Consider the following 23,290-nt stretch of genomic DNA (forward strand, 5'->3'; position numbering starts at 1 on the left):
AAATGCATTCATTAACTACAGTTTGTTTTTCTGAACTGTTGTAGACAATAGAGGGCAATGTACCTGCACTAAATTAACTTTCACTATTTTGCCTGACCATAGAATTCTTACAAGTATGACGCAAGATATTTTACATAAGCAAAAAGAATTTTTCAATTCAGGAGAAACCAAAAACGTAAAAACAAGAAAAGAGGCCCTTAAAAGACTTCAAAAGATATTAGTTGCAAAAGAAAATGACATTTGTGAAGCACTCTATGCGGATTTTAAAAAACCAAGGTTTGAGACATTGGCAACGGAGACACAGATGGTGCTTTCGGAGCTAAAATTTGCGCTTAAAAATATTGAAAATTGGAGTCTGCCCAAACGAGTACCATCCAATTTGGTGAATTTTCCATCCGCAGATTATATCTATTCTGAACCCTATGGAAATGTCCTGATCATTTCACCTTGGAACTATCCTTTTCTACTTTCTTTATCTCCCTTAATTGGTGCAATTGCGGCCGGCAATACCGTAGTTATAAAACCCTCGGAAATGACACCAAATTCTTCTCGAATATTGGCAGAAATCATCGAAAAATCTTTTTCAAAAAAGTATATTACCGTAATTGAAGGTGGGATTGAAGCTTCTCAACAGCTTTTAAACGAAAAATGGAACTACATTTTCTTTACTGGTAGCACTCGAGTAGGAAAAATTGTGTATCAAAAAGCTGCTGAACATTTGACACCGGTAACATTAGAATTAAGTGGAAAAAATCCATGTATTGTGGATGAAACTGCAAATATAAAATTAGCAGCAAAACGAATTGTTTGGGGGAAATTTTTAAATGCTGGGCAAACCTGCATTGCTACGGATTATATACTGGCACACCGAAATATTAAAGATAAATTGGTCCAAGAACTAACAAAGCACATTACAAAAGCTTATGGCAAAAACATTCAGAAAACTTCTGATTTTGGCAGAATTGCAACAGTTCAGCATTATCAGAAACTAAAAACAATGATCGAAGGCCAGAAACTCATTTTTGGTGGAGATTATAATGATGATAGCCGATATATTGGTCCAACATTAATTGACGAACCACACTCCGACAGCAAAATTATGCAAGATGAAATTTTTGGGCCTTTGCTTCCTATTATATCCTATGATTCGGAAGGTGATATTGCTGAGAATCTAAAAATATATGGAGAACCATTAGGTTTGTACATCTTTTCTAACAGTAAAAAATTTCAAAAAAGAATTGTAAAAAGGTTCCCTTTTGGTGGTGGTATTATCAATGACACTGTTATGCAAATCACCAATAAGAATTTGCCTTTTGGAGGTGTGGGAAGTTCAGGAATTGGTGGTTACCATGGTAAAAATTCATTTGATTTATTCTCACATAAAAAGTCCATCATGAAAAAGCCGACTTGGATAGATATTCCTTTACGCTACCCTCCTTATAAACTACCCTTAAAACTGGTTAAGAAAATGAAACATTTGTTTTAAAGTCTTCGGCTTAAAATCGATTCATGTTTCAGTCTTAGATATTAGCCATTTCATTAGTTAGTTTAGTCGTTTCACTTTACTATTCGAAAACTACGCCACTTGTAAATTTATCTTTGGTTTATCAAATGTAAATTAGAAAAAATGAAAGCATTAAAATCAGTTTTTGTGATAAGTATAATAGGATTTTTCTTTGTGTCCGAAAATTTAAATGCCCAAAGAGTGGTCGTAAAAACACCAGGAAGGGTGGTAAGAACAGCGCCCAGGGTAGTATATACGCGTCCAGCTCCCAGTGTTGGGGTAGTAAGAACATTACCTTCGAGGGCAGTGGTAATGAATTATGGTGGATTGCGATACCACTATTATGGAGGATTGTATTATAGGTATTATAATGGATCTTATATCTTAGTTAACCCACCAGTGGGCATTACGGTTGAATCACTGCCCGAAGGTTATAAACAAGTGGTAGTTGGCACTGATATTTACTTCTACTATAGTGGAAATTTCTATGTTCAAGAGGATAGGCAGTATAAAATCGTTGAACCTCCATTAAATGCCATTGTCTATGATTTACCCAATGAAGCGGAAAAAGTAAAAATTGATGGTGAGACCTATTATCAATATAACGAGACCCTGTACCAAAAAGTTAAAACCGTCGGAGGGAAAGGGTACAAAGTAGTTGGTGGAATTGAAGCATAATAAATAAAAAAATGATGAAAAGAATAAAGCATATTTTAGTGTTAATGGTGATTACACTAGTTGGCACAACTGCAGTGGCGCAAGAAAAAGAATTGACCGAGGAGCAAAAAGCCCAAATGGAAGCGCAGCTTGAAGTATATATAGAAAAGTTGAATCTATCTGATTCACAACAACCAAATTTTGAAGAAATTACCAAAAGATACGGGAAACAACTTATGGTGTTAAAAGAAAGTAGCAAAGGACGCCTTTCCAAGTACAAAGAGTTCAAATCCATCAGTAAGGATCGAAATAAGGAAATGCAGGCCCTACTTTCAGAAGAACAGTATACGACATACTTGGCAACTCAAGAAGAGATGCAGCAAAAAATGAAAGAACAAAGGAATAATTAGATTACTTTAATAAAAAGACTTGTGACTAGGGTTTTTTACTTATGAATACAAATAAACTCATCCTTATTATAGCTATAAGCTTCTCGCTATTGGTAAACATACCAAGGATAGTTTTTTTGTTTGGAATTGAAGAGCATGGATTAATGGGTTTAATGGAAGTATCCTTTACGGATACGGTTTTTAGAATCTCCATGCTTTTTAGTTTCTGTTATGTGGTGCTGAAACTAAATCTTAAATGGTTGCGAGTAATTAGTGCTAAGTATCGGAATTTGACCTCAATTATGCTCACGCTGTTGATTTTAGGATTGTGGTTACTGTCTTTTGAATTGGTAAATAATTTTATTTATAGTATCGAAGCATATACCATCTCCCCGCGACTAAATAGATTTATTTACCTCTTTGTTACAATCATGTTATTGGTCATTAGTAGGACGATTCTACTTAACAATCAATCAAAACTTGATGCCATTGAAAAAGAGAGATTAAAGAGAAAAAGTTTGCAAAATGAACTGGCAGCCTTAAAGAATCAGGTGAACCCCCACTTTTTATTCAATTCCCTTAATTCGTTGAGCTTATTGGTTAGGGAGAATCCAAAAGCAGCGGGGGTTTTCATTAACAAACTATCTTTTTTGTACAGATATATACTTCAAAGCAAGGACCAGGATTTATTGACCGTGAAAGAGGAATTGAAGTTTTTGGAAAGCTATATTCATCTCATCAAGGAGCGGTACAGAGACAATTTTATTGTAAATATCAATATAAAAGAAGAACTATTTCAGAGAAAGGTTCCTACCCTGGCCCTACAATTGCTAATGGAAAACGCAGTCAAACACAATGAAATTTCAACCGACAAACCATTGTATGCTGAAGTCTATGATGAGGACAACCATTTGGTTGTAAAAAACAGATTACAGAGCAGAAAAGGGCATGTAGAAAGTACCAATACCGGCTTGAGCAACCTAAATACCAGATTCCAGTTGCATATGAGTCAGGAAATTGAAATTTCAAGAGATGACGAACATTTTGTGGTAAAAATTCCGTTAGTATGAGAGTGGTTATTATAGAGGATGAAAAGGCCGCTGCAGAAAATTTGAAGTTTCTCTTATCAGAAGTGGATGCAGCAATTCAAATTGATGATATTATCGAAACGGTTTCTGGTGCTATAGACTATTTTTCAAAAGAGAACACTGCCGAATTGGCTTTTTTTGACATTCATCTGGCAGATGGTATATCGTTTGAGATTTTTAAACAAGTCCAAATCAATGTTCCAATTGTTTTTACTACGGCATACGACGAATATGCCCTTAAAGCCTTCAAAGTAAATAGCATTGACTATTTGTTAAAACCTATTGATAAGGATGAGTTAAGGGAAGCTTTGGTCAAGTACAATAGGACTCAGCAGTCAGTCCCTGCAAACCAACAGTTTCAGGAGATGCTGCAAATTCTACAAATCGAAAAGAAGAAATATAAGTCCACATATTTAGTTCATCAACGCGACACCCTAGTACCTCTGGGCGTAGATGAAATTGCGTATTTCACCATTGAAACTGGAATAGTAAAGGCTATTTCCTTTGATAACAATGAATTTATTATTGACGAAAAGCTGGAGCACATAGAGTCAGAACTAAATCCAGATCAATTCTTCAGGGTCAACAGACAATTTATCGTGCACCGAAAAGCTATTGAAAACCTGCAACTGTATTTCAATGGAAAGTTAATCTTGAATTTAAATCCTAAGCCAAGTGAACAAGTTATCGTGAGTAAAATAAAAGCTCCTCGACTGAAGCAATGGATAAGTTGAAATTAAAATATCTAAAAAAGTTGGTTGCGTCACCTTAGAGTGTTAGCTGTGATGCTAATTTTAATGATTAAATGATCCTGTCAAAATCAATATTTTAGCTTCCCAAGAACAAGTATTTCCCCAAAAGATGTTGTCAGAATACTAAGCATCCGAAAAGAGGGTGGGTGTAATTGAAAAGCCAAAGGGCTATTCTGCAGAAAAGGAGGTGAACATAAAATCGTTGGTTACCGTGCTCAAACCTGCCTTACCCATTTTGGCAGTCTTGGTTATTGGCACTATTGGCTTTATTGGTTGGCGAAAACAAAGAGCCTTAAAAAGTATTGGGTAAAGTATCCGTTTAGGTCATTATAGTTTTACCGCACTGGTAGATTGTAGTATAGCTTATTGTTTTTTTATCCAAGAATACTAGCTAGACGTCTCACATCCATATTTGGTTGCTTCACTTTCTATTACCAGGCTCATTTTATGGTAGTCTTTAGATTTGGCTGGAAAATTTTAGCTAGTCCATAATTGCCAAGAATGAAAACCAAGTTGCTTTTCTCATTTATCTTAATTACCAATCTTTTAGTTGTCACATACGGCCAAGAAAAAAGAATGTTCTCTTTTAACGAAAATGATGTCATATACTATCCCCTATTCAAGATGCCCTCTACTTTCAAAAACTTACCCAATCACAAGGCAAAGTTTATCATAGTAGATGAGGAAAATAATCTTTTTGAAACCGTCCAATCCAATACAATTTCTATGGATGGAATTGAACGTAAAGACCAATCCATTCATTACTACCTGAAGTTTCCTGATTTTAGGAAAGAAAAACAGAATTTAAAATTCCTGAAAGCATTAATTGAAGATAGCTACAACAGGGATTTTTTTAATAGAAATACGTTAAGTATCGAATTTCAATATAATGAAGTGCCCTTTAGCTGCGAATGGCTTGATGATTTGCATGGTGACATAGCAAAAATTATCGTTCCAGAAACTAGTGGTTTATTGGGTTGTAATACCCCCTTCGTTGTATCAGGGAGCAATCAAGGTCATGAGCTAAGAACCGTAATAAATTACGAACCTGCCACCATAAAAGAGTCTGAGAGACAAAGAGAAGACTATAAGGTTATAAGTCAATTGCATAATTGGGAAAGTACCTACTTCATATCACTGACATATGGCAACCATTTTATGGATAATGGGTTTGTAACCGATTTTGATGAAGAAACACTTGTAGATATCAATGAAGTGAACTCCATATGGCACCTGACCTCTGGTCATATGTTCACAAATAAAATAGGCGGGTTGCTAAGTTTAGGTTTTATGAGTTCCAAAGAACAGACCACAAATTCTAATGGAATATCCGTAAATGGTTCTGGAAACGGTTTTGCCGTTTTGAAACTTGGTATTGGCGCCAGATATATTCCCTTTTCTAGAAAAAAATGGAGCATTTATGGCGATGTTAAAGGCGGAAGGCTAAGCGTAAGGGCAGAGGGCGGCACAGGTAGTGTGACTATAACTAATTTGGGTATAAGTACAACTAGTGATATTTCCGAGGGAAGGGATAGAAGCTTTTATATGGGCTTAACATTGGGAACCAATTATAGGCTCGGGGGCGTGGTTTTTTTATCGAGCAATTTTAAATATACAGCTTCCAACTTTAAGGATAACATCGGTTCTATTTCCGGATTTACAGGCTACAACTTTAATGTAGGAATAGGGTTCAGTTTCAGGTAGAAGTCGTTTCAATGAACATTTTGGACGGTTCACTTTCTTTTTGGAATTACGCCATTTTATGAGTACTATTTTTGGCTTGTACTAAAAATAAACAACTGTATATCAGTTACTTAAAATCATATTACGATAATTTTAATTCCAAACCAACAAACTTTCACCATAAAAATTAATACAAGTTAATAGCTATGAAGCAGCTTTTGTTCTCACTTACACTTTTAACAGCGTTTCAATCCATTTTTGCTCAAACTAACCAAGATGTCTCTTTTTATATTGGGGCTTCCGTTGGTTCGGCGTTTACGTTAGGTGATTTTAAGGAGGCGGATATAAGCAATCCTGATGCAGGTTTTGCTAAGAATGGTACGAAGCTTGATTTATTCGGCGGATATTTTTTAAATGATAAAATAACACTCACAGGAACTTTCAGGTACCAAACATTCGACACTAAAATTGAGGATTTGGTCAACGAATTCAATACGGAAACGCCAAATGCCAATTTTTCTGCCGACACTGATAGTTGGCAAGTGTATTCCCTACTCGTTGGGGCCGCCTATAAAATCAATGTTTACAAGAAATTTGCCATTTTTCCTCGTATCGGAATTGGTCCAATGCTTGTCAACAATCCTAGTATCAATGTTAGCTCGCCCGATCCCGCAATAACACAAAATTTCATCAGAAGTGCTGAATCTGGATTTGGTTTGGGATACGAGTTTGGTATAGGCTTAACAAGCAACTTGGGGAAACGATTGGCACTAATGCCAACTTTTACATTCAGTGGGGGAATAGCGACCATTAGCGATGTTACCACCGTTGCTGACAATATTGTAGTGAACGGCAATTACAATGTTGTCGTGCAATCGTTCAATTTAGGAATATCCTTAGCCTACAAGTTCTATTAACCCGAGCTCTAACAAGGTAAGAAACCATTATACGAAATCCATGAAAAACCCACACACTATACATTCTAATGTATGTACAATTAGTAAAAAATTCAGATTTCTACTATTGGCATTGATTGGACTTAGTTTTTTTAATTATGGAATAGCCCAAGAATTGAGGATTGGGGTCATTTTAGACTACGAGTACAATGAGGTTAGATATGCCAACGTAAAAGACAACATGTCTCAAGAGGTCGCAAAGACTGTTGGTGGTTCCGTCAAATTGATAATTCCCGATAGCCATATAATCTTCACAGACTATGACAGTTCTAGAATAATCGATGCTTATGACCAATTGACGAAAAATTGTGATGTTATCGTATTGATCGGTTCAAAAAGCACGAAAACCATCCTTGCAAAAAATGTGATTGATACGCCAACTATAGCGTTGGGCATAAGCACTACGTCCGTTAGTAATATTCCGCTTACTGCCAAGGGAACATCGGGTATAAATAATTTTAGTTACATCCTTACGAGCAGGACTTTAGAACAAGAATTAGAGCAGTTCTATGAAGTTAATCAATTTAAAAAATTAAGCCTGCTTTTTTACCAAAAAGCTGTTGATTCTTCTTCAATAAGTGATTTGAAAGCACAACTTTCTGCACTATCAAATCGGTTTAATTGCATGGTCTACCCAGTACCTATAGCTAATGAAATAACAAATTCGCTTAAAAACATTCCAAAGGATTCAGATGCTGCTTTTTTAGGCATAACCCGAGAAATGTCCGATCAAGGGATAGAGAAAATAATAGCTCACTTAAAATCAAACAACATACCATCATACTCACCCTTAAAAAAATACGTCGAAGCTGGCATATTAATGGGTGTTTCATCAGATAAGGATGCTACAGCAATTTATAGAAAATTGGGTTTAATGATCGATGACATCAGAAATGGGATAAATGCAAAGGATTTAGCAGTGGCCATAGGACAAAAAACACAACTTTATTTTAATATGGAAACCAGCAAGGCCATCGGCTTTGCACCTGGCTTTCAAACCTTGTTCACGGCGAATTTGATAAACACGAATGAAATTTTTAAAACAAACACCTATAGCCTCGCCGATATTCTTCAGAAAACAATTAATGTGAGCTTGGGAATACAGGTCAGTTATAAAGACATCGACCTAACCGAACAAGAAATAAAAGAGGCAAAGTCAAATTATTTACCGACACTAAATTTAGGGCTACAGGCTTCGCGCATAAATGAGGAAGCTACCAATGAATTTGTGGGGCAGTCTGAACGTTCTTTAAATCAAACGGCCACAGTATCACAACTTATCTTTTCGGAACCCGTACTAGCCAATATTAAGATTCAAAAATTGCTAAATGAAGCTCAGAAGTACGCCACCAAACAAGAAATTAACAATGCCATATTTCAAACTTTTCAACTATACCTGAACATTCTTTTTGCCAAATCAAACGTAAACATTCAACAGGAAAATCTTGATGTTCTGAAAAAGAATTTGGAACTGGCTGAATTACAATCAGAAATAGGGTCGAAAAACAACTCAGATGTTTACCGATGGAAATCCGAAGTGGCCAACGCCACCCAAAACCTAATTGAGGCAAAAACTGCTTTAATCATTTCCAAGGCAAGTTTGAACACTTTTTTAAATAATACCTTGGAAGATGAATTCGACATAGAAGACGTAACCTTAGAAACGGATTTATTCAATTACTACGAAATTTACCCCTTACTTGGCGAAGCACAAAATCTAAAAGATATAAGAAAGATAACCCAATATCTTTATCAATATGCCATCGAAAACTTTCCCAGTGCCCAGCAATTGGAATACTCCATAAAGGCATTGGAACGTCAGAAAAAATCGAACAACAGGGCATTTTACCTACCCGATATTACTATGGGGCTAAGTCAATCTGAAGTGCTTCAAAGAGGGGGTGTAGCCTCTGAGCCAACTAGTGAGTTGAGCAATTTTATAGATTCCTTCTGGAGCGTTGGTGTGTCGGTTTCTTACCCATTGTTTGAGGGCAACAGAAAAAATATACGACGACAACAGACCACTATTCAGACGGAGCAGCTTTCACTCCAAAAAGATGAGTTACTCAACAATTTACAACTGAACATACAGAATAGCGTTGCGAATCTCATAACCGGCCAGACTAACATTTTACTCTCTGAAGAGTCTTCAGAAAACGCTCAGAAGAATTTTGAAATAGCCAGAGAATTATATTTTGAAAGCACTATTTCCCTTATTCAATTTTTAGATGCTCAAAATGCATCTTTAAGTGCGAAACTTAGTTACATCAATTCAATCTACAATTTCGTTTTGGCTTTCGCCGAGCTCGAAAATAGCATTGGTTTCTTTAGTGCTTTGGCAACCTTGGAAGAGAAGGAGAAATTTGAAAAAAGCATAAATCAATTTAGTAATAATTAGACTATAAATATCATGACATTAAGTATAAAGACTACACTAATAAACCGGGTCATCGCGATATTGACCTGCTGTCTAATGGTATTGGTAAGCTGCAAAAACAATCAAACCAAAGAAACTGAAGAACCTTTGAAAAAGGTAAAATACGCGGTCATTGATTATGCTAACGGCCAGAAACAAAAATCCTTTAATGGGGAAACCCAATCCTCATCAACAACCAACCTTAGTTTTAGAATGGGTGGTATCATAACCACCATGAATGCTAAAGTAGGAATGAAAGTCAAAAAAGGAGAATTGCTGGCACAATTGGACACCAGGGAGATAGATTTAAGCGTACAGCAGATAAATGAGGCCGTGCGAAGTTCTAAAATACAGATGGAAACGGCAGAATCCACTTTGGAACGAACAAAAAGGTTGTACCAATCAGAAGGGGCTTCTTTGAGCGATTTGGAAAATGCCAGAAACAATTATGCCCAAGCGAGTGCAGCTTACGAATCAAACCTACAGTCTTTAAGCCTACAAAGATCTCAGTACAACTATGCAAAGATTGTAGCACCAAATACCGGCATTGTTTCAAGCGTGAATGCAGAACAAAACGAGGTAGTAAATGCCGGTGGTAATATCATCACTATAGATTCGGATGATGGCAATTTTCAAGTAAAAGTTTCATTACCGGAAAATTACATTAATGAGGTTGAGCTTGAAAGCGAGGTGTTATTGCTCATAAACAACGAAGAGAAAAAGGGCACGATTTCAGAAATCGGATATGCTGCAAAAGGAGCCTCGTTTCCAATACTTGTTGATATTGAAAATGGGGCAGAGAACTTGCGCCCAGGGCTTTCAGCTACAGTAATCTTTGATATTGGATCAGCGTCTCAAAATAATAGTCTTGTTGTGCCTATAGAAGCCGTTAGGCAAGATGATACCCGTAATTACGTGTATCAAATGGTTCCACTTGAAAATGGAACCTACCAAGTGACAAAAAAAACAGTAAAAATTGGTGACATCTCAGGGGATTACTTCATTATCGTTTCCGGTTTAAATCAAATGGATTACATCGCAATTGCGGGTTTGAACGATTTGTACGAGGGCATGAAGGTGCAACTATTCAAAAATTGAATTAAATGAATCTTACAGGTATTATATTCAAAAACAACAGAGTTACCGTACTGTGTCTATTTATCATCTTGATACTGGGTTTGGTAGAATATCAAAATTTATCAAGGGACAGTATGCCGCCATTCACGGTACGTGCGGCATCAATTGTAACCAAATTTCCTGGGGCAACACCAGAGCGTGTTGAAGCCCTTGTTACGGATAAAATAGAAAAAGTAATCCAAGAGATTCCTGAAGTTGAGACCATTGCCAGCACGAATAGAACCGGACTTTCTGTCATCCAAATAAAACTAAGCGATGATGTAAGTGCTGATAGGATTAAAGACATCTGGGATTTGTCCAGAAGGAAAATTGAGACCATCCAAAACGACCTACCTGATAATATTTTTGGCCCAGATTTAAAGGATGAAGATATTGGAAAGGTATATGGAATTTTTGTCGGTATCCAGTCCGACAATTTTGAATATGCCGAAATTCAAGAATACGCCGAAAGGTTAAGAAATAGGCTCATTACCATAGATGACGCTGCAAAAGTGGTTATAGGAGGGGAAACCGAAGAGCAGGTTTATATAGATTATGAAGATTCAAATCTGGCCAAACTGGGTATTTCAGCAAGCCAGATAGAAAGAGCGATAACTCAAAGTAACATCATCATTCCATCTGGTGAGATTTCACTTGCCAAAGAAATGATTACGGTGGAGACATCGGGGAGTTTTGAATCTATAAACGCATTGAAAAACCTATTGATTCCAATCCGTAATAATGAGATGTTGCCCCTTGGCGATATAGCAACGGTAAAAAGATCATATCAAACCCCAAAAAAGAATATTGTTAGGATAAACGGTCAAGACGCATTGGCATTATACGTATCCCTTAAGGACAATTCAAATATTATAAATCTAGGGGAAGACATCGATGCTATTTTAGTCGATTTCAATAAAGAGTTGCCCCTTGGTTTAAAGGCCATGCGAATAGCTTCCCAAGACATTGATGTTCAGCAAAAAATTTCAGTTTTTGTAAAGAACCTTTTTCAAAGTATTGTCATTGTTCTTTTGGTCGTACTCTTGGTTTTGGGTTGGCGGGCAGGTATCGCCATTGCAAGTATCATTCCCTGCTCCATTATTATGGCATTTTGGATAATGAGCCTGTTTAACGTGGGCCTAAATCAAGTTACTTTGGCATCCCTAATCATGGCCTTGGGCCTTTTGGTGGATAACGGGATTGTCATGATTGAATCCCTTATAGAAAAACTGGAGGCCGGGCAAACAAAATTTCAAGCTGCTGTTAATTCTTGTAAAGAGTTTATGCTGCCTTTGCTCATATCCTCATTAACCACATGCGCAGCCTTTATGTCATTCTACTTGGCACAGTCCATTATGGGGGAAATAATGGGAAATATATTTAAAGTCATAACCATCACCTTACTTTCTTCCTGGCTAATTGCCTTTACCATAATACCGCTTTTAGGCACCGTTCTCCTTAAAGTGAAAAAACATGATTCTGAACATAAGACCATCTTTGATAGTTTAAGGGGGTCTTACAATACACTGCTTAATAAGACCCTAAATAGGCCAGTGTTTGTTTTGATTACCATAGGTGTTCTTTTCGTGATTGCAGTATTTGGCTTTACAAAAGTCCCAAGCATTTTTATGCCTCCCAGTGATCGCCAATTGGTTACATTGGAATTGGACTTGCCCTTGGGCACTAAAATTGAGGAGACAGATGCCCAAATTGCTAAAATTGAGAAGTTTATAAAAGATAGTTTGCTCATAAACGATGATTTGACATTAGGTGTTGAAAGTTGGTCTTCATACATTGGCGAGGGACCAAAATCATATGACTTGGGGTACTCCCAAGATCAGCCCAATTCGTCTTATGCGTATATGCTCATAAATACAAACGCTGGTGAGGCCAACCAGCCAGTGATAAACAAACTAGATCGATTTGTTCAAGATAATCTTTCAGACGCCAATGTTAAAGTAAAAAGACTTGCCGGTCCAGGGGCGTCGGATACACCTATCGAAATTCGTGTTTTTGGTGATGACCCAAAAGAATTATTTGAAATTTCAGAAAATATAAAGAAGAAGCTAACTCAAATCAAAGGCACTAAAAACATAGGCGACAATTGGGGGCCCAAAATAAAAAAGGTATTTATTGATATTGATGAGGGCAAACTTGCCAGAGCAGGATTGACAAACCAAGATGTGGCATTATCACTCAATACGGCCTTGTCTGGATACAATGTTGGGGACTACCGGGAAAATGAAAATACCATCCCCATTGTTTTGGAAAACAACAACAATGAAACCATCAACTTTGAATCATTGGAAACGATTGCGGTATACTCCCAAATTACAGGAGTAAATGCTCCTTTGACACAAGTGGCCAATATTTCTTTAGAATGGGTATTTGCTAAAATTCTGAGGAGGGATTTGAAACGTTCCATAACCATTGAATCGCAAATAAAGGAAAATGCACTTTCTTCAGAGATCATCAAAGAACTTGAACCTTGGTTGTCAGAACAAAGCAAAACATGGAAATCAGGTTACAATTATGAATTAGGTGGTGATGCTGAAAGTGGCAATGACGCCATGGGTGCAATTGCGGAGCAGTTGCCTATTTCATTTGCCATCATTATCATTCTATTGGTATTACAGTTCAACTCATTTCGTAATTCAGTAATAATACTTTCCACGATTCCGCTTGCTATTATAGGTGTTTCATTTGGCTTATTGGCAACCGGCACTTTTTTTAGTTTCACTGCCTTTTTGGGTATTATTTCTTTGGCAGGTATTATAATAAATGATGCCATTGTTCTGGTGGACAAAATAAATACGGAGTTAACCACAGGCAAATCACTTGAAGAGGGTATAAAGAAAGCAGCAAACGATAGATTTAGCCCAATTTTATTGACCACACTTACCACATCTTGTGGTATGATACCTTTATGGACCGGGGGCGGCGAACTATGGTCACCTATGGCAATAAGTGTGATTTTCGGACTGCTCTTTGCTACCATAATCCTTCTCATTTTCGTGCCCGTTATTTATAAGGTTCTTTTTAAAAATAAATTTATCACACAAACAAATTCTCATTTGAATTTAGAGAAGAGTATTCAAAAAAATAGCTCAGCCACTTAGATATTTCGATAGTCGCATTTGCCTTTTAGTCAAAGTAAAACGGTAGTGGAATCAGACTTTGAATTCAACATTATAAGTTAGCTTGTCGCTCTTTAAATTCGACAATGGACACTTCACTTTGAAATTTGGCTGTTTCATATATTTTCCGCGGTTACACGCTATATATCACCCTAATTTTGATTCATATAAGTGGCTGATTCTTATTGTTCATGATTAGATACAAAATGGATTGTAAGTTCCATTTTAAAAAGAACAAACATAAGAAGACATGAAAAAATATGAAATTCGACTCTTAACGGTTTTAGGCATACTAGTCCTTTTAGCTGGCTGTTCGGAAGACGATGAAACTCAAACTAATGCAGAACCTTTTATTTATCGAATTCCGGTTATAGTACATGTAGTACATAACGGAGAAGAGGTAGGTAACGGACCAAATATTTCCCAAGCACAGGTGCAATCGCAAATTGAGGTGCTTAATGAAGATTTTAGAAGAATCTCGGGTACAAATGGGTTTAATTCCGATGGAGTAGACACGGAGATTGAATTTTACCTGGCAACGACAGATCCTAACGGAAATGTGCTTGCAGAACCAGGGATTGATCGTTATGATGGCGGTAGGATTATATGGCCTACGGGTTTGTCTACCTCCGTAGATTCTCAACTAAAGCCAGCAACAATTTGGGACCCAAACCGATACTTCAATATTTGGACAGTGAATTTCGGAGGATTCGTGGGTAGGAATTTGCTGGGCTATGCACAATTTCCTTCCAACTCTGGATTAATGGGATTAAATGAAGATGAAGGTAGTGCACAAACTGATGGTATTGTGGTGGGCTATAAATATTTTGGTAGTGGAGAAAAAGGGAATTTCCCTGATTTGAACGAGACTTATAATTTAGGAAGAACAGCTACGCACGAAGTTGGACATTGGATAGGCTTACGACATATTTGGGGTGATGGTGACTGTACTGTAGATGATTTTTGCGATGACACGCCAATTTCTGATGAGCCCAATTATAGCTGTGAAACACATGTGTCTTGTGGTACACAAGATATGATTGAGAACTACATGGATTATACGGAAGATCAATGCATGAGCATTTTCACTCAAGACCAAAAAGATAGGATGATTCAAGTATTGGAAAACAGTCCTCGAAGAAATACCCTGTACAATTAATTTAAAACATAAGAAATGAAACAATTTGAAAGGAAAACACTTGCTTTTGTAATGTTATTATCAATTTTCACGAGCTGTTCAGATGATGATGACAATTCCAATACCGTAATTTCTGTTGACGATGCTGCTGAGCTAGTCGCTGCATCAATGGCGGTGGCTACCTATGGCGCCGTAAGCAATATGGATTATGTATCTGACCAAATAGTCGACATTTTGGATTGTGATGAGTCAGAAAGCGAAATAAGGTCGGATACCGAAACATCCAATAATGGAGAAATAACGGTTTCTTACACTATTTCCGAAAGCTATTCATTGGCTTGTTCCGGAGGAGAGGAAACCATCTCTTATAACTTTTCAGCAGATCAAACCACAACTTCAAATCCTTTAGATACAGACCATAGTATAAATGGTGACTGGTTAATTACTGGGGCAGAAGCTACATCAACTGAACTAATTTATAACGGTAGTTATTCAAGAGGTGGTGAGTGGACCTATAATAATGAAGACAATCATACAGATACCACAAATACATCATTTGTATATAACAATGTAAAAGCAAACAAAGACGACGGTATAATCTTTGACGGCACTTCAACTTTTTTACTCGATGGTATGAGTACTGTATATGAACCATATAATTATGAAGGAAACATAGTTTTTCAAGAAAATAATATATGCATTGCTACTTTTTCTACAGGTGAGCAATATGAGATTGATTTGAATACAGGTGAGGTAACGCCACTTTAATCTAAATGCGATTTGAATGAAAACTGATGTATACAATATCCAGTTCTTTTTTGCTGGTTTCGTTTTAGTGGCATTATTGGTTGAAATAGTCTGGGCAAATGTTAAAAAGAAATCTGTTTTTAACCTTAAAGAAAGTCTAGGAAACTTTGGCATTTTTATCGGCAATAACATTATGAAACCTGTCTCACTGGGCTGGAAATATATGGTATTTGATTGGATAAGTCAGTTTCAGATTTTTAATATTCCCATCAATGTATTTACTGTAATCCTAACATTTTTCATTGCTGAATTTGGGTTCTACTGGTATCATCGGTTAAGCCATGAAACCCCTTTGCTGTGGACACTTCATCACACACACCACTCGAGTATGAAAATGAATTTGACTACTGCCGTCCGGTTGAATTGGATTGGGGCCTTTGTGAGTCCTTTATTTTATCTACCCTTTGTAGTGATAGGTTTTTCAGGAGATGTATTGCTAATTTGTGTTGCCCTAGGGCTCTTCTTTCAATACTTTTTGCATACCGAAGCGATTAAAAAACTAGGCCTTCTAGAAGGTCTGTTTTTCAATACCCCTTCTGCCCATAGGGTACATCATGGTTCCAATGAAATTTATATTGATAAAAATTATGGTGGAGCTCTCATTATTTTCGATAGAATTTTTGGCACTTATCAAGCCGAAACCGAAAAGGTAAATTATGGCGTAACCACTGGTTTTTTTAGCAATAATCCCATTAAAGTAAATTTCTTGCCCATCATTCAATACCTAAAAGGCAACTGGAAACGCGAAAAGCAACGAATCAAAGAGCAAAAATCCTAGGGATGAATAATAACCGTCCAATTGGAAAGGTATCGGACTTTAGGTTCCTTCAACTAACCCTATTAATAGTGATTACAATACAAGTTTTTTTGGGCTGTAATAGGGCAAGGCGAGAACCTATACTATCTACTACAATTCCTGAAATTGATAAAAAAAGGGAACCAAAAATACTTACCGCTTTTTTTGGTTTGGACAATGCATTAAACCAACGGTCAAGACTGTTGTATAAGGATGCTCCAGATCAAGACGGAATGCCTTTGGTTTTCTCCCATGAGCTTGATCCAAGTACATTGGAGAGCAGTGATTTTCAGGTGACCACTCAAAGTGGACAAGTTTTTCAAGTTGAATACGCCACCTTATTGCCGGCCAATGAAGAATTTGAACTTAGAACGGTCTTGCTGATTGGGGAATATGGTAATCATCCTGATAATCCGCCCGTTTCAGTTACAATTATTGGTGATTTAATGAGTAGAACAGGATTTAATTTTAAGGGACAAACCATAAAAGTAATTCCGTTGGAAGAGGGGCCTATTTTAAGCTATGCGGAATATTTCACCTTTGACCAAGACTATCCTTATATAGAAGAAGGGAGAGGTTGTGATTGTCCTTTGGAAGAAACTCAACTAGTGGTAAAAGCGGTTTGGTCAGGGGGTGTTCGAGCTACAAATGGTGATGAACTCGGTCTAAATGAACTAAACGACTTTGAAGTCACCCTAGTTCAAGAAGCGGATACACTAATAGTTACCCCCTTTTTATTTGCAGATTTGGAAGATAATGATAATAACATTGATTTGTGCTTGATAGAATCAGGAACTCCACTTAAGTTAAAAGTTAATAAAAATGTAACCATAGACCCTAGAGGTGATAAAAACCCAAAAACACAGATTGAGATTAAGAGTAGATGGTAAAACAATCCAAGTATAGTATGTATTAGGTAATACCCGATTTTGAATATTTAAGAATAGCTGTATGCGTTTTCAAATCTTTATAAGTTTACTCAGAAAATCAAAATTTTTGACCTTTGAAAAGGGTAGTAACTTAATCAAAATAGGCGCTAGAGAACCACATCTATTTTTCATTAGAAAGGGGTTGGTTCGCTGTTTCTTCGTAGATGAAAAAGGTGATGAAATAACTTTCCAGCTTTTCCCTGAGAATAGAATAGTTTCAAATTTTCATACCATAATGTTTAATAAACCCTCAAAATTTGAGTATCAAACCCTTGAACGGACCAAAGTATACACTATCGATTTTAAAACCTACCAAGCTTTTATTCTTAAAAACCCTAAATTGTTGGAGGCGAACAGGGAATTTCTTTTTAAAAGAAATTTCGAAAAAGTATACAATAGAATAGAGTCATTCGTTCTGCTCGCGCCAGAGGAACGCTATATTAAGTACTGTAAGGATTACCCCGGTATCGTAAATCGGGCCCCTGATAGATATATTGCCAGTGTTTTGGGTATAACTCCCGTTTCTCTAAGCAGGATTCGAAAAAGAATCGTTTCAAAAAAATAGTTTTCCGCATTCGTTCTTATCTTTTGTTAATCGCATTAACCCTAATATCATTTTAGTTTTGAAATAAATTAAAATAATAAGGAAATGATACGATTTAGAATTAGCTTACTAATAATATTTGGATACTTCACACTTTTAACCGGCTGTTCTGGGGAAACTTCTTCAGAAGAAGAATTGTTTAGCGAAGAAACAATTGGTGAAGAATCAGAGGAAAACGATGAAGATGGCATGTCCACTGGCCTTCTCGCATTCCAAGAATTGTATGACCAAGGCGTAGATAAATATCTTGGAGTTTTTACACCAACCTCTTCCGAAGTGGTATCAGGAGTTACGGAACACATTTTTACTGATATTGGGGGAGGTCCTATTTGTTTCACCGGCGAACGGTTTTCCATGTTTACTAGGGATGGTAGTAGTAATCATCTCATGATATTTCTACAAGGTGGCGGATTCTGCAGTCCTGTGGCTTGTGAAGCAACGGAAACTGGCATTCCTTTAATCCCATTCGGAATACTCAACCCCAACGACCCTCTAAACCCTACGGCAAACTATGATGTAGGGTATGTACCCTATTGCGATGGCTCGCAAATGATGGGTGATAACGAAGTGGATAGCGATGGCGATGGTACCAACGATCGTTTCTTTAGAGGGGTGCAAAACCTATCCGCTTCTTTGGATGTCATTTTTCAAACCTATCCCAATCCTGATAAGATTGTATTGGCAGGCAACAGCGCCGGGGGTTTTGCGGCACACAATGCATTGCCATTGGTAAGGAGATTATATCCTAATGTGAACATTTTCATGATTAACGATTCTGGAAATGGTATTATAGCTCCTGGGGGAATAGATGTCTTATTGGACTATTGGAATGCGAGGTCGTTCTTACCTGAAAGTTGTGCAGATTGTATTGGTGCAGATGGTAACCTCACCGGATATCATAAATATCAACTTGATAATGATCAGAATATGCGAATGGCATATATCAGTTCTAAACAAGATTCTGTCCTTTCTGCTTCATACCCCGGTGGGGCTCCAGCATTCGAAGCCGAACTTCTCGAAGCTACCACAGAACTTAACGAAGCATACCCTATACGTTTTAATGGCCTAATAGCTAATGGAGAAGCCCATACCTATATAATCAGACAATTTGATATTGAAGTAGGTGGTGTAATGGTGAGGCAATGGGTTACCGATATGTTGAATGAAAATGAAAGTTGGACTACCATAATTGAATAAATGAAGAAAAGCTTAAAAATTTGAATTCTCTACAAATGTTGAGAAATTTGAATTCCTTAACTTCTATGTTTGTAATTAGAACATTAACTATACCATTATGAGTAAATTAATCTTTATCGCTTTTCTAGTTTTCGAACTATCTTCATTGATTGCCCAAACTGATAAGCCCAAATTCTGCTTGGGAGCATCTTACGGAACTTCATTTTCTTTAGGCGATTTTAAGACACCAATATAGACAATGACAATATGGGTAACAGCTATCAAATAGTATTTGAATCAGCTTTATGATTTTAGAAGGTTTTAATCGAAAAAAAGAAAAAAACCAAACGACTTCTTTTTGGCTCTATGTTCCTTGAGGTTTTCACTAAAAATCCCTACTTTACCCTTGATTACAGAATTCACCAACCAACTCTAAGAAAATTAATGGATTATTTTGTTATAACCAGTATTCTAGTATTCCTTTCTGCGGTCTTTGGTTATCTGAATCTTCGCATTTTCAAACTGCCCAACACCATAGGATTAACCTTAATAACCATTCTTTTCACTTTAGGCGTTTTTGCATTAAGTTATTATGATGACACGCTGCTCAAAGCTGAACGCTTCATCATTTCTAAGATAGATTTTAAAGTGGTGCTACTCGACATCATGTTGAGCTTTCTCTTGTTTGCTGGAGCCCTGCATACAGACCTAAAAAAATTGAAAGAGCAGCGCTGGCCTGTATTGGTATTTGCGACTTTCGGAGTTTTGGTTTCGACCTTCTTGATCGGTACTGCTACGTATTATTTATTGATGGTGCTTGGCCTACAAGTAAAATTTGTGTATTGCCTTTTGTTCGGAGCCCTAATTTCACCTACTGACCCCATTGCTGTTTTAGGCATTTTAAAAAAGGCAGGGGCACCGAAAAAATTGGAAATCAAGATTGTTGGAGAATCACTATTTAATGACGGCGTAGGCGTTGTGGTGTTTCTGACCATTTTTGGTCTGGCCAGTGGTTCTGCAGATTTTTCAATAAACAGTGTCCTTGAGCTTTTTATTGTAGAGGTATTTGGCGGATTACTTCTGGGGTTTGTCTTGGGATGGCTGACCTATTATTTTCTTAAAAAAATTGATGACTATAACATTGAAGTGATTATTACCCTAGCTACAGTAATGACAGGAACTGTCATTGCCACCCATTTACATGTATCCGCGCCTTTGGCCATGGTAGTGGCTGGACTTATGGTAGGCGGAAACAAAACTCGCGAGCATGCGATGTCCGAATTGACCGAAGACTACGTTGACAAGTTTTGGGAATTGATAGACATTCTATTGAATATGATTTTATTTGTATTGATTGGAATGGAAATGCTTGTGCTAGAGTTCAACACTACTTATATTTATGCTGGACTTTTGGCTATTCCAATTGCCTTAGCTTGTCGTTATATTTCATTGATTATACCTGTAAGGGTTTTTCAAAAGCGATTGGATTTTGTTCCTAATACGACTTTGATAATGACATGGGGGGGTCTAAGGGGGGCTATTTCAATAGCTTTGGCCTTAGGATTGACCGAATCGATGGAACGAGATCTTTTTCTGGTGATTACATATGTTATTGTCATATTTTCAATTTTGGTACAGGGACTAACCGTTGAAAAACTGATTGCAAAGCTTAAATTAAACTCTAATGGGACCGAGTCGAAGTAATACAAGGAATTGCCAAAACTATTGTTCTAGAGTGAAATTGTTATATTGAATAAGAAACCATTATATGAAGTCTATCAAAACATTTGTTGCCCTCCTCTTCTTCATAGCAAGTTTTACCAGTGCACTTGCGCAGGAAAAATCTATCTACAAGGTGGGAGTCTTACTGGATCGGACAACCCCTGAGATCTCGCCTTTGATTGTAAGGCTGCAAAATGAAATTAAGGCGGTCGTCGGGGAAGATGCCACGATTGTCTTTCCGGAAGAAAGCCTTTTGGTCAATGATTTTGATTTGGAGAGGGCTCAAAGCAATTACAATCAGCTTATTGCAGGTGATGCTGACATTATTTTAGCCTTTGGAGTGTTCAACAATGAAATAATTAGCCCCTTGGCCGTTCATCAAAAACCCACAATTTTGTTCGGTGCGATAAATAGGGATGTCCAGCAATTAGACCTTTCGAAATCCGTTTCAGGCATTGAAAATTTCACGTACCTTGTAGAATCTGAATCATATAAGGAAGATCTCACACGTTTCAAGGAGCTCAGTGATTTTAAAAATTTGGGTATCGCAGTAGATGCCGCGGTTGCAGAAATTTTGCCCTTAAAAGAAATCTTTGATGTCGAGTTGGCGGAGTTAAATGCAGACTATCGATTAATCACCTTTGAATCTGTTGATGATATCATCGCCAATCTTGAAGGTACGGATGCCTTGTATATGGCGGGTGGATTTTTTATGGGTGCAGAACAAAAGAAACGCTTGATCCAAGTTCTTCTGGAACGTAAATTGCCTTCTTTTACCGTAAACGGTCCTGCCGATGTGAACAATGGTTTTTTGGCCACATTGCAGGCCGAGGAAAACTTGGATCAGTTTTTTAGACGGATTGCCCTTAATATTGAGGCCTATGTCACGGGAACGCCAATGGCTGAACTGCCTATCTATATTGATTACAACCCTAGGTTGACCATCAATTACAATACCTCTGAAGCCATAGGGGTGCCTATTAAATACAGTTTGATCGGGGAAACGGATTTTGTTGGCGAATTCCGAAACGTCCTATCCCAAAAGGAATACGATTTACTGACAGTTATCAATCAAGCCCTCGAACAAAATTTATCCATCCAAGCTAGTCAAAAAGATGTGGATTTGGCCACTCAAGATATTAAGTCGGCCACCAGCAATTATTTACCTTCGGTAACAGCATCGGGCACAGCCAGCTATGTAGATCCTGATTTGGCTGAAATCAGTAATGGGCAAAACCCTGAGTTTTCTACCGCGGGCAACATTACATTGAACCAAACAGTGTTTTCTGAGTCGGCCAATGCTAACATTGCCATTCAGAAAAAATTACAGAAAGCCCAACAGGAAGACTTCAACGCTTCCCAGTTGGATTTGATCTTTGATTCTGCCAATGCCTATTTCAACGTGTTGATTTCAAAAGCCAATACCCAAATTCAGGTACGGAATGTGGATTTAACCAAAAGGAACCTGGAAATTTCAGAACAGAATTTTGAGGCAGGACAATCTGGAAAGTCCGATATGCTGCGATTTAGAAGTGAAATGGCCCAAAATACGCAAACCATGGTTGAGGCCATTAACCAATTGGAGCAAGGATTTTTGTTTTTGAATCAAGTCTTGAACAATCCCACGAATTACGAAATCGATGTGGCCGATGTGGAACTAAACGAAGGTATTTTTGAAGAATATAATTATGATGAGTTGTTTGGCCTTTTGGACAATCCCACCCTTCGCGAACCTTTTATAGAATTTTTGATTCAGGAAGCCAACAAAAATGCTCCAGAATTAAAGTCCTTGGGCTATAGTCTTGAAGCTGCCGATCGTAATATTCGGTTAAACGGTTATGGACGTTTTTTGCCTACCCTAGCGCTTCAAGGTCAGTATAGCTCCACTTTTAATCGTTCAGGAGCGGGAAGCACTGTACCCGAAGGGTTGGGGTTCGGATTGGTTGACAATTATTACACGGCTGGTGCAAGTATTTCTATCCCCATCATCAATCAAAACTTAAATAACATCAATCGGCAAACAGCACTGATTCAAAAGGATCAGTTGGAAATCAATAAAAATAACTTGGAACTCAACATCGCAGTTAACGTGAGAAACGGGGTTTTGAATCTGGTGAACCAGATGTCCAATATTCAATTATCAAAAATATCAGAAGAAACCGCTGCCGAGGCTTTGGAACTTACTAGAGCTTCTTATTCGGAAGGAGCTGTTAATATTGTACAGCTGTTGGATGCCCAAAACAATTATTTAGATGCGCAATTGGCGAGAACAAATGCGGTATATAATTTTTTGATCAATGCCTTGCAACTAGAACGGTTTATGGGTTACTATTTTCTGCTCAATACAGAGCAAAAAAATGATGAGTTCAGGCAGCGTTTCTTTGAATTTCTAAACACTCAAAATTAATAGAACAAAATAT

Annotated in this window: 20 protein-coding genes; all 20 read left to right on the top strand. The window is 37.3% G+C overall.

All coding sequences use genetic code 11. The features are described 5' to 3' along the window. Window positions 1–115: 115 nt before the first annotated feature. The 20 genes from RM706_RS02830 (at window position 116) to RM706_RS02925 (ending at window position 23,277) form a co-directional block, all read left to right on the top strand. Window positions 116–1,486 carry an aldehyde dehydrogenase gene (locus tag RM706_RS02830; RefSeq protein ID WP_311349506.1) on the top strand — a complete coding sequence of 457 codons (1,371 nt, stop codon included), beginning with the start codon at window positions 116–118 and terminating at the stop codon, window positions 1,484–1,486. Between the two features lie 141 nt (window positions 1,487–1,627). Beyond that, window positions 1,628–2,182 (top strand): DUF6515 family protein, encoded by a 555-nt coding sequence (locus RM706_RS02835; RefSeq protein ID WP_311349507.1) that lies wholly within the window; start codon window positions 1,628–1,630, stop codon window positions 2,180–2,182. A 14-nt stretch (window positions 2,183–2,196) separates the two neighbouring features. Further along, window positions 2,197–2,571: a hypothetical protein gene (locus tag RM706_RS02840; RefSeq protein ID WP_311349508.1), complete on the top strand. Its 375-nt coding sequence runs from the start codon at window positions 2,197–2,199 to the stop codon at window positions 2,569–2,571. Window positions 2,572–2,612: 41 nt separating this feature from the next. Further along, window positions 2,613–3,620 (top strand): sensor histidine kinase, encoded by a 1,008-nt coding sequence (locus tag RM706_RS02845; RefSeq protein WP_311349509.1) that lies wholly within the window; start codon window positions 2,613–2,615, stop codon window positions 3,618–3,620. Continuing rightward, window positions 3,617–4,372 carry a LytR/AlgR family response regulator transcription factor gene (locus RM706_RS02850; RefSeq protein WP_311349510.1) on the top strand — a complete coding sequence of 252 codons (756 nt, stop codon included), beginning with the start codon at window positions 3,617–3,619 and terminating at the stop codon, window positions 4,370–4,372. The genes RM706_RS02845 and RM706_RS02850 overlap by 4 nt, the downstream gene beginning before the upstream one ends. Window positions 4,373–4,532: 160 nt before the next feature. After that, the gene (locus RM706_RS02855; RefSeq protein WP_311349511.1) at window positions 4,533–4,700 is read left to right on the top strand and encodes a hypothetical protein; all 168 of its coding nucleotides are present in this window, start codon (window positions 4,533–4,535) and stop codon (window positions 4,698–4,700) included. 191 nt (window positions 4,701–4,891) lie between these two features. Further along, complete coding sequence (locus tag RM706_RS02860; protein ID WP_311349512.1) at window positions 4,892–6,094, top strand: hypothetical protein; 1,203 nt, start codon at window positions 4,892–4,894, stop codon at window positions 6,092–6,094. A gap of 185 nt (window positions 6,095–6,279) precedes the next feature. After that, window positions 6,280–6,990, top strand: a complete 711-nt coding sequence (locus tag RM706_RS02865) for an outer membrane beta-barrel protein (protein ID WP_311349513.1) — start codon at window positions 6,280–6,282, stop codon at window positions 6,988–6,990. A 40-nt stretch (window positions 6,991–7,030) separates the two neighbouring features. Next, the gene (locus tag RM706_RS02870; protein WP_311349514.1) at window positions 7,031–9,427 is read left to right on the top strand and encodes a TolC family protein; all 2,397 of its coding nucleotides are present in this window, start codon (window positions 7,031–7,033) and stop codon (window positions 9,425–9,427) included. Window positions 9,428–9,439: 12 nt separating this feature from the next. Then, window positions 9,440–10,543 carry an efflux RND transporter periplasmic adaptor subunit gene (locus tag RM706_RS02875; RefSeq protein WP_311349515.1) on the top strand — a complete coding sequence of 368 codons (1,104 nt, stop codon included), beginning with the start codon at window positions 9,440–9,442 and terminating at the stop codon, window positions 10,541–10,543. 5 nt (window positions 10,544–10,548) lie between these two features. Continuing rightward, a complete protein-coding gene (locus RM706_RS02880) occupies window positions 10,549–13,680 on the top strand; it encodes an efflux RND transporter permease subunit (RefSeq protein ID WP_311349516.1) in 3,132 nt (1,043 codons plus the stop codon). Window positions 13,681–13,948: 268 nt separating this feature from the next. Beyond that, the gene (locus RM706_RS02885) at window positions 13,949–14,857 is read left to right on the top strand and encodes a zinc metalloprotease (RefSeq protein WP_311349517.1); all 909 of its coding nucleotides are present in this window, start codon (window positions 13,949–13,951) and stop codon (window positions 14,855–14,857) included. A gap of 15 nt (window positions 14,858–14,872) precedes the next feature. Next, the gene (locus RM706_RS02890) at window positions 14,873–15,604 is read left to right on the top strand and encodes a hypothetical protein (RefSeq protein ID WP_311349518.1); all 732 of its coding nucleotides are present in this window, start codon (window positions 14,873–14,875) and stop codon (window positions 15,602–15,604) included. Window positions 15,605–15,620: 16 nt separating this feature from the next. After that, window positions 15,621–16,421 (top strand): sterol desaturase family protein, encoded by an 801-nt coding sequence (locus RM706_RS02895; RefSeq protein WP_311349519.1) that lies wholly within the window; start codon window positions 15,621–15,623, stop codon window positions 16,419–16,421. Between the two features lie 68 nt (window positions 16,422–16,489). Continuing rightward, a complete protein-coding gene (locus RM706_RS02900) occupies window positions 16,490–17,329 on the top strand; it encodes a hypothetical protein (protein WP_311349520.1) in 840 nt (279 codons plus the stop codon). A 61-nt stretch (window positions 17,330–17,390) separates the two neighbouring features. Then, on the top strand, window positions 17,391–17,933 hold the full coding sequence (locus RM706_RS02905; RefSeq protein WP_311349521.1) for a Crp/Fnr family transcriptional regulator: 543 nt from the start codon (window positions 17,391–17,393) through the stop codon (window positions 17,931–17,933). 84 nt (window positions 17,934–18,017) lie between these two features. Then, window positions 18,018–19,169: a pectin acetylesterase-family hydrolase gene (locus tag RM706_RS02910; protein WP_311349522.1), complete on the top strand. Its 1,152-nt coding sequence runs from the start codon at window positions 18,018–18,020 to the stop codon at window positions 19,167–19,169. Between the two features lie 97 nt (window positions 19,170–19,266). After that, on the top strand, window positions 19,267–19,404 hold the full coding sequence (locus tag RM706_RS02915) for a hypothetical protein (protein WP_311349523.1): 138 nt from the start codon (window positions 19,267–19,269) through the stop codon (window positions 19,402–19,404). 188 nt (window positions 19,405–19,592) lie between these two features. Beyond that, window positions 19,593–20,852, top strand: coding sequence for a cation:proton antiporter (locus RM706_RS02920; RefSeq protein ID WP_311349524.1), 1,260 nt, complete (start codon window positions 19,593–19,595; stop codon window positions 20,850–20,852). A gap of 64 nt (window positions 20,853–20,916) precedes the next feature. Next, window positions 20,917–23,277 (top strand): TolC family protein, encoded by a 2,361-nt coding sequence (locus RM706_RS02925; protein WP_311349525.1) that lies wholly within the window; start codon window positions 20,917–20,919, stop codon window positions 23,275–23,277. Window positions 23,278–23,290: the final 13 nt, after the last annotated feature.

The sequence above is a fragment of the Croceitalea rosinachiae genome, from assembly GCF_031846445.1.
In the GTDB taxonomy this organism is placed as follows: Bacteria; Bacteroidota; Bacteroidia; order Flavobacteriales; family Flavobacteriaceae; genus Croceitalea; species Croceitalea rosinachiae.

Excerpts from the sequence above, each read along its gene's own strand:
- RM706_RS02830 (WP_311349506.1), top strand. The coding sequence starts at position 116 with ATGACGCAAGATATTTTACATAAGCAAAAAGAATTTTTCAATTCAGGA.
- RM706_RS02835 (WP_311349507.1), top strand. The coding sequence starts at position 1,628 with ATGAAAGCATTAAAATCAGTTTTTGTGATAAGTATAATAGGATTTTTC.
- RM706_RS02840 (WP_311349508.1), top strand. The coding sequence starts at position 2,197 with ATGAAAAGAATAAAGCATATTTTAGTGTTAATGGTGATTACACTAGTT.
- RM706_RS02845 (WP_311349509.1), top strand. The coding sequence starts at position 2,613 with ATGAATACAAATAAACTCATCCTTATTATAGCTATAAGCTTCTCGCTA.
- RM706_RS02850 (WP_311349510.1), top strand. The coding sequence starts at position 3,617 with ATGAGAGTGGTTATTATAGAGGATGAAAAGGCCGCTGCAGAAAATTTG.
- RM706_RS02860 (WP_311349512.1), top strand. The coding sequence starts at position 4,892 with ATGAAAACCAAGTTGCTTTTCTCATTTATCTTAATTACCAATCTTTTA.
- RM706_RS02865 (WP_311349513.1), top strand. The coding sequence starts at position 6,280 with ATGAAGCAGCTTTTGTTCTCACTTACACTTTTAACAGCGTTTCAATCC.
- RM706_RS02870 (WP_311349514.1), top strand. The coding sequence starts at position 7,031 with ATGAAAAACCCACACACTATACATTCTAATGTATGTACAATTAGTAAA.
- RM706_RS02875 (WP_311349515.1), top strand. The coding sequence starts at position 9,440 with ATGACATTAAGTATAAAGACTACACTAATAAACCGGGTCATCGCGATA.
- RM706_RS02880 (WP_311349516.1), top strand. The coding sequence starts at position 10,549 with ATGAATCTTACAGGTATTATATTCAAAAACAACAGAGTTACCGTACTG.
- RM706_RS02885 (WP_311349517.1), top strand. The coding sequence starts at position 13,949 with ATGAAAAAATATGAAATTCGACTCTTAACGGTTTTAGGCATACTAGTC.
- RM706_RS02890 (WP_311349518.1), top strand. The coding sequence starts at position 14,873 with ATGAAACAATTTGAAAGGAAAACACTTGCTTTTGTAATGTTATTATCA.
- RM706_RS02895 (WP_311349519.1), top strand. The coding sequence starts at position 15,621 with ATGAAAACTGATGTATACAATATCCAGTTCTTTTTTGCTGGTTTCGTT.
- RM706_RS02905 (WP_311349521.1), top strand. The coding sequence starts at position 17,391 with ATGCGTTTTCAAATCTTTATAAGTTTACTCAGAAAATCAAAATTTTTG.
- RM706_RS02910 (WP_311349522.1), top strand. The coding sequence starts at position 18,018 with ATGATACGATTTAGAATTAGCTTACTAATAATATTTGGATACTTCACA.
- RM706_RS02915 (WP_311349523.1), top strand. The coding sequence starts at position 19,267 with ATGAGTAAATTAATCTTTATCGCTTTTCTAGTTTTCGAACTATCTTCA.
- RM706_RS02920 (WP_311349524.1), top strand. The coding sequence starts at position 19,593 with ATGGATTATTTTGTTATAACCAGTATTCTAGTATTCCTTTCTGCGGTC.
- RM706_RS02925 (WP_311349525.1), top strand. The coding sequence starts at position 20,917 with ATGAAGTCTATCAAAACATTTGTTGCCCTCCTCTTCTTCATAGCAAGT.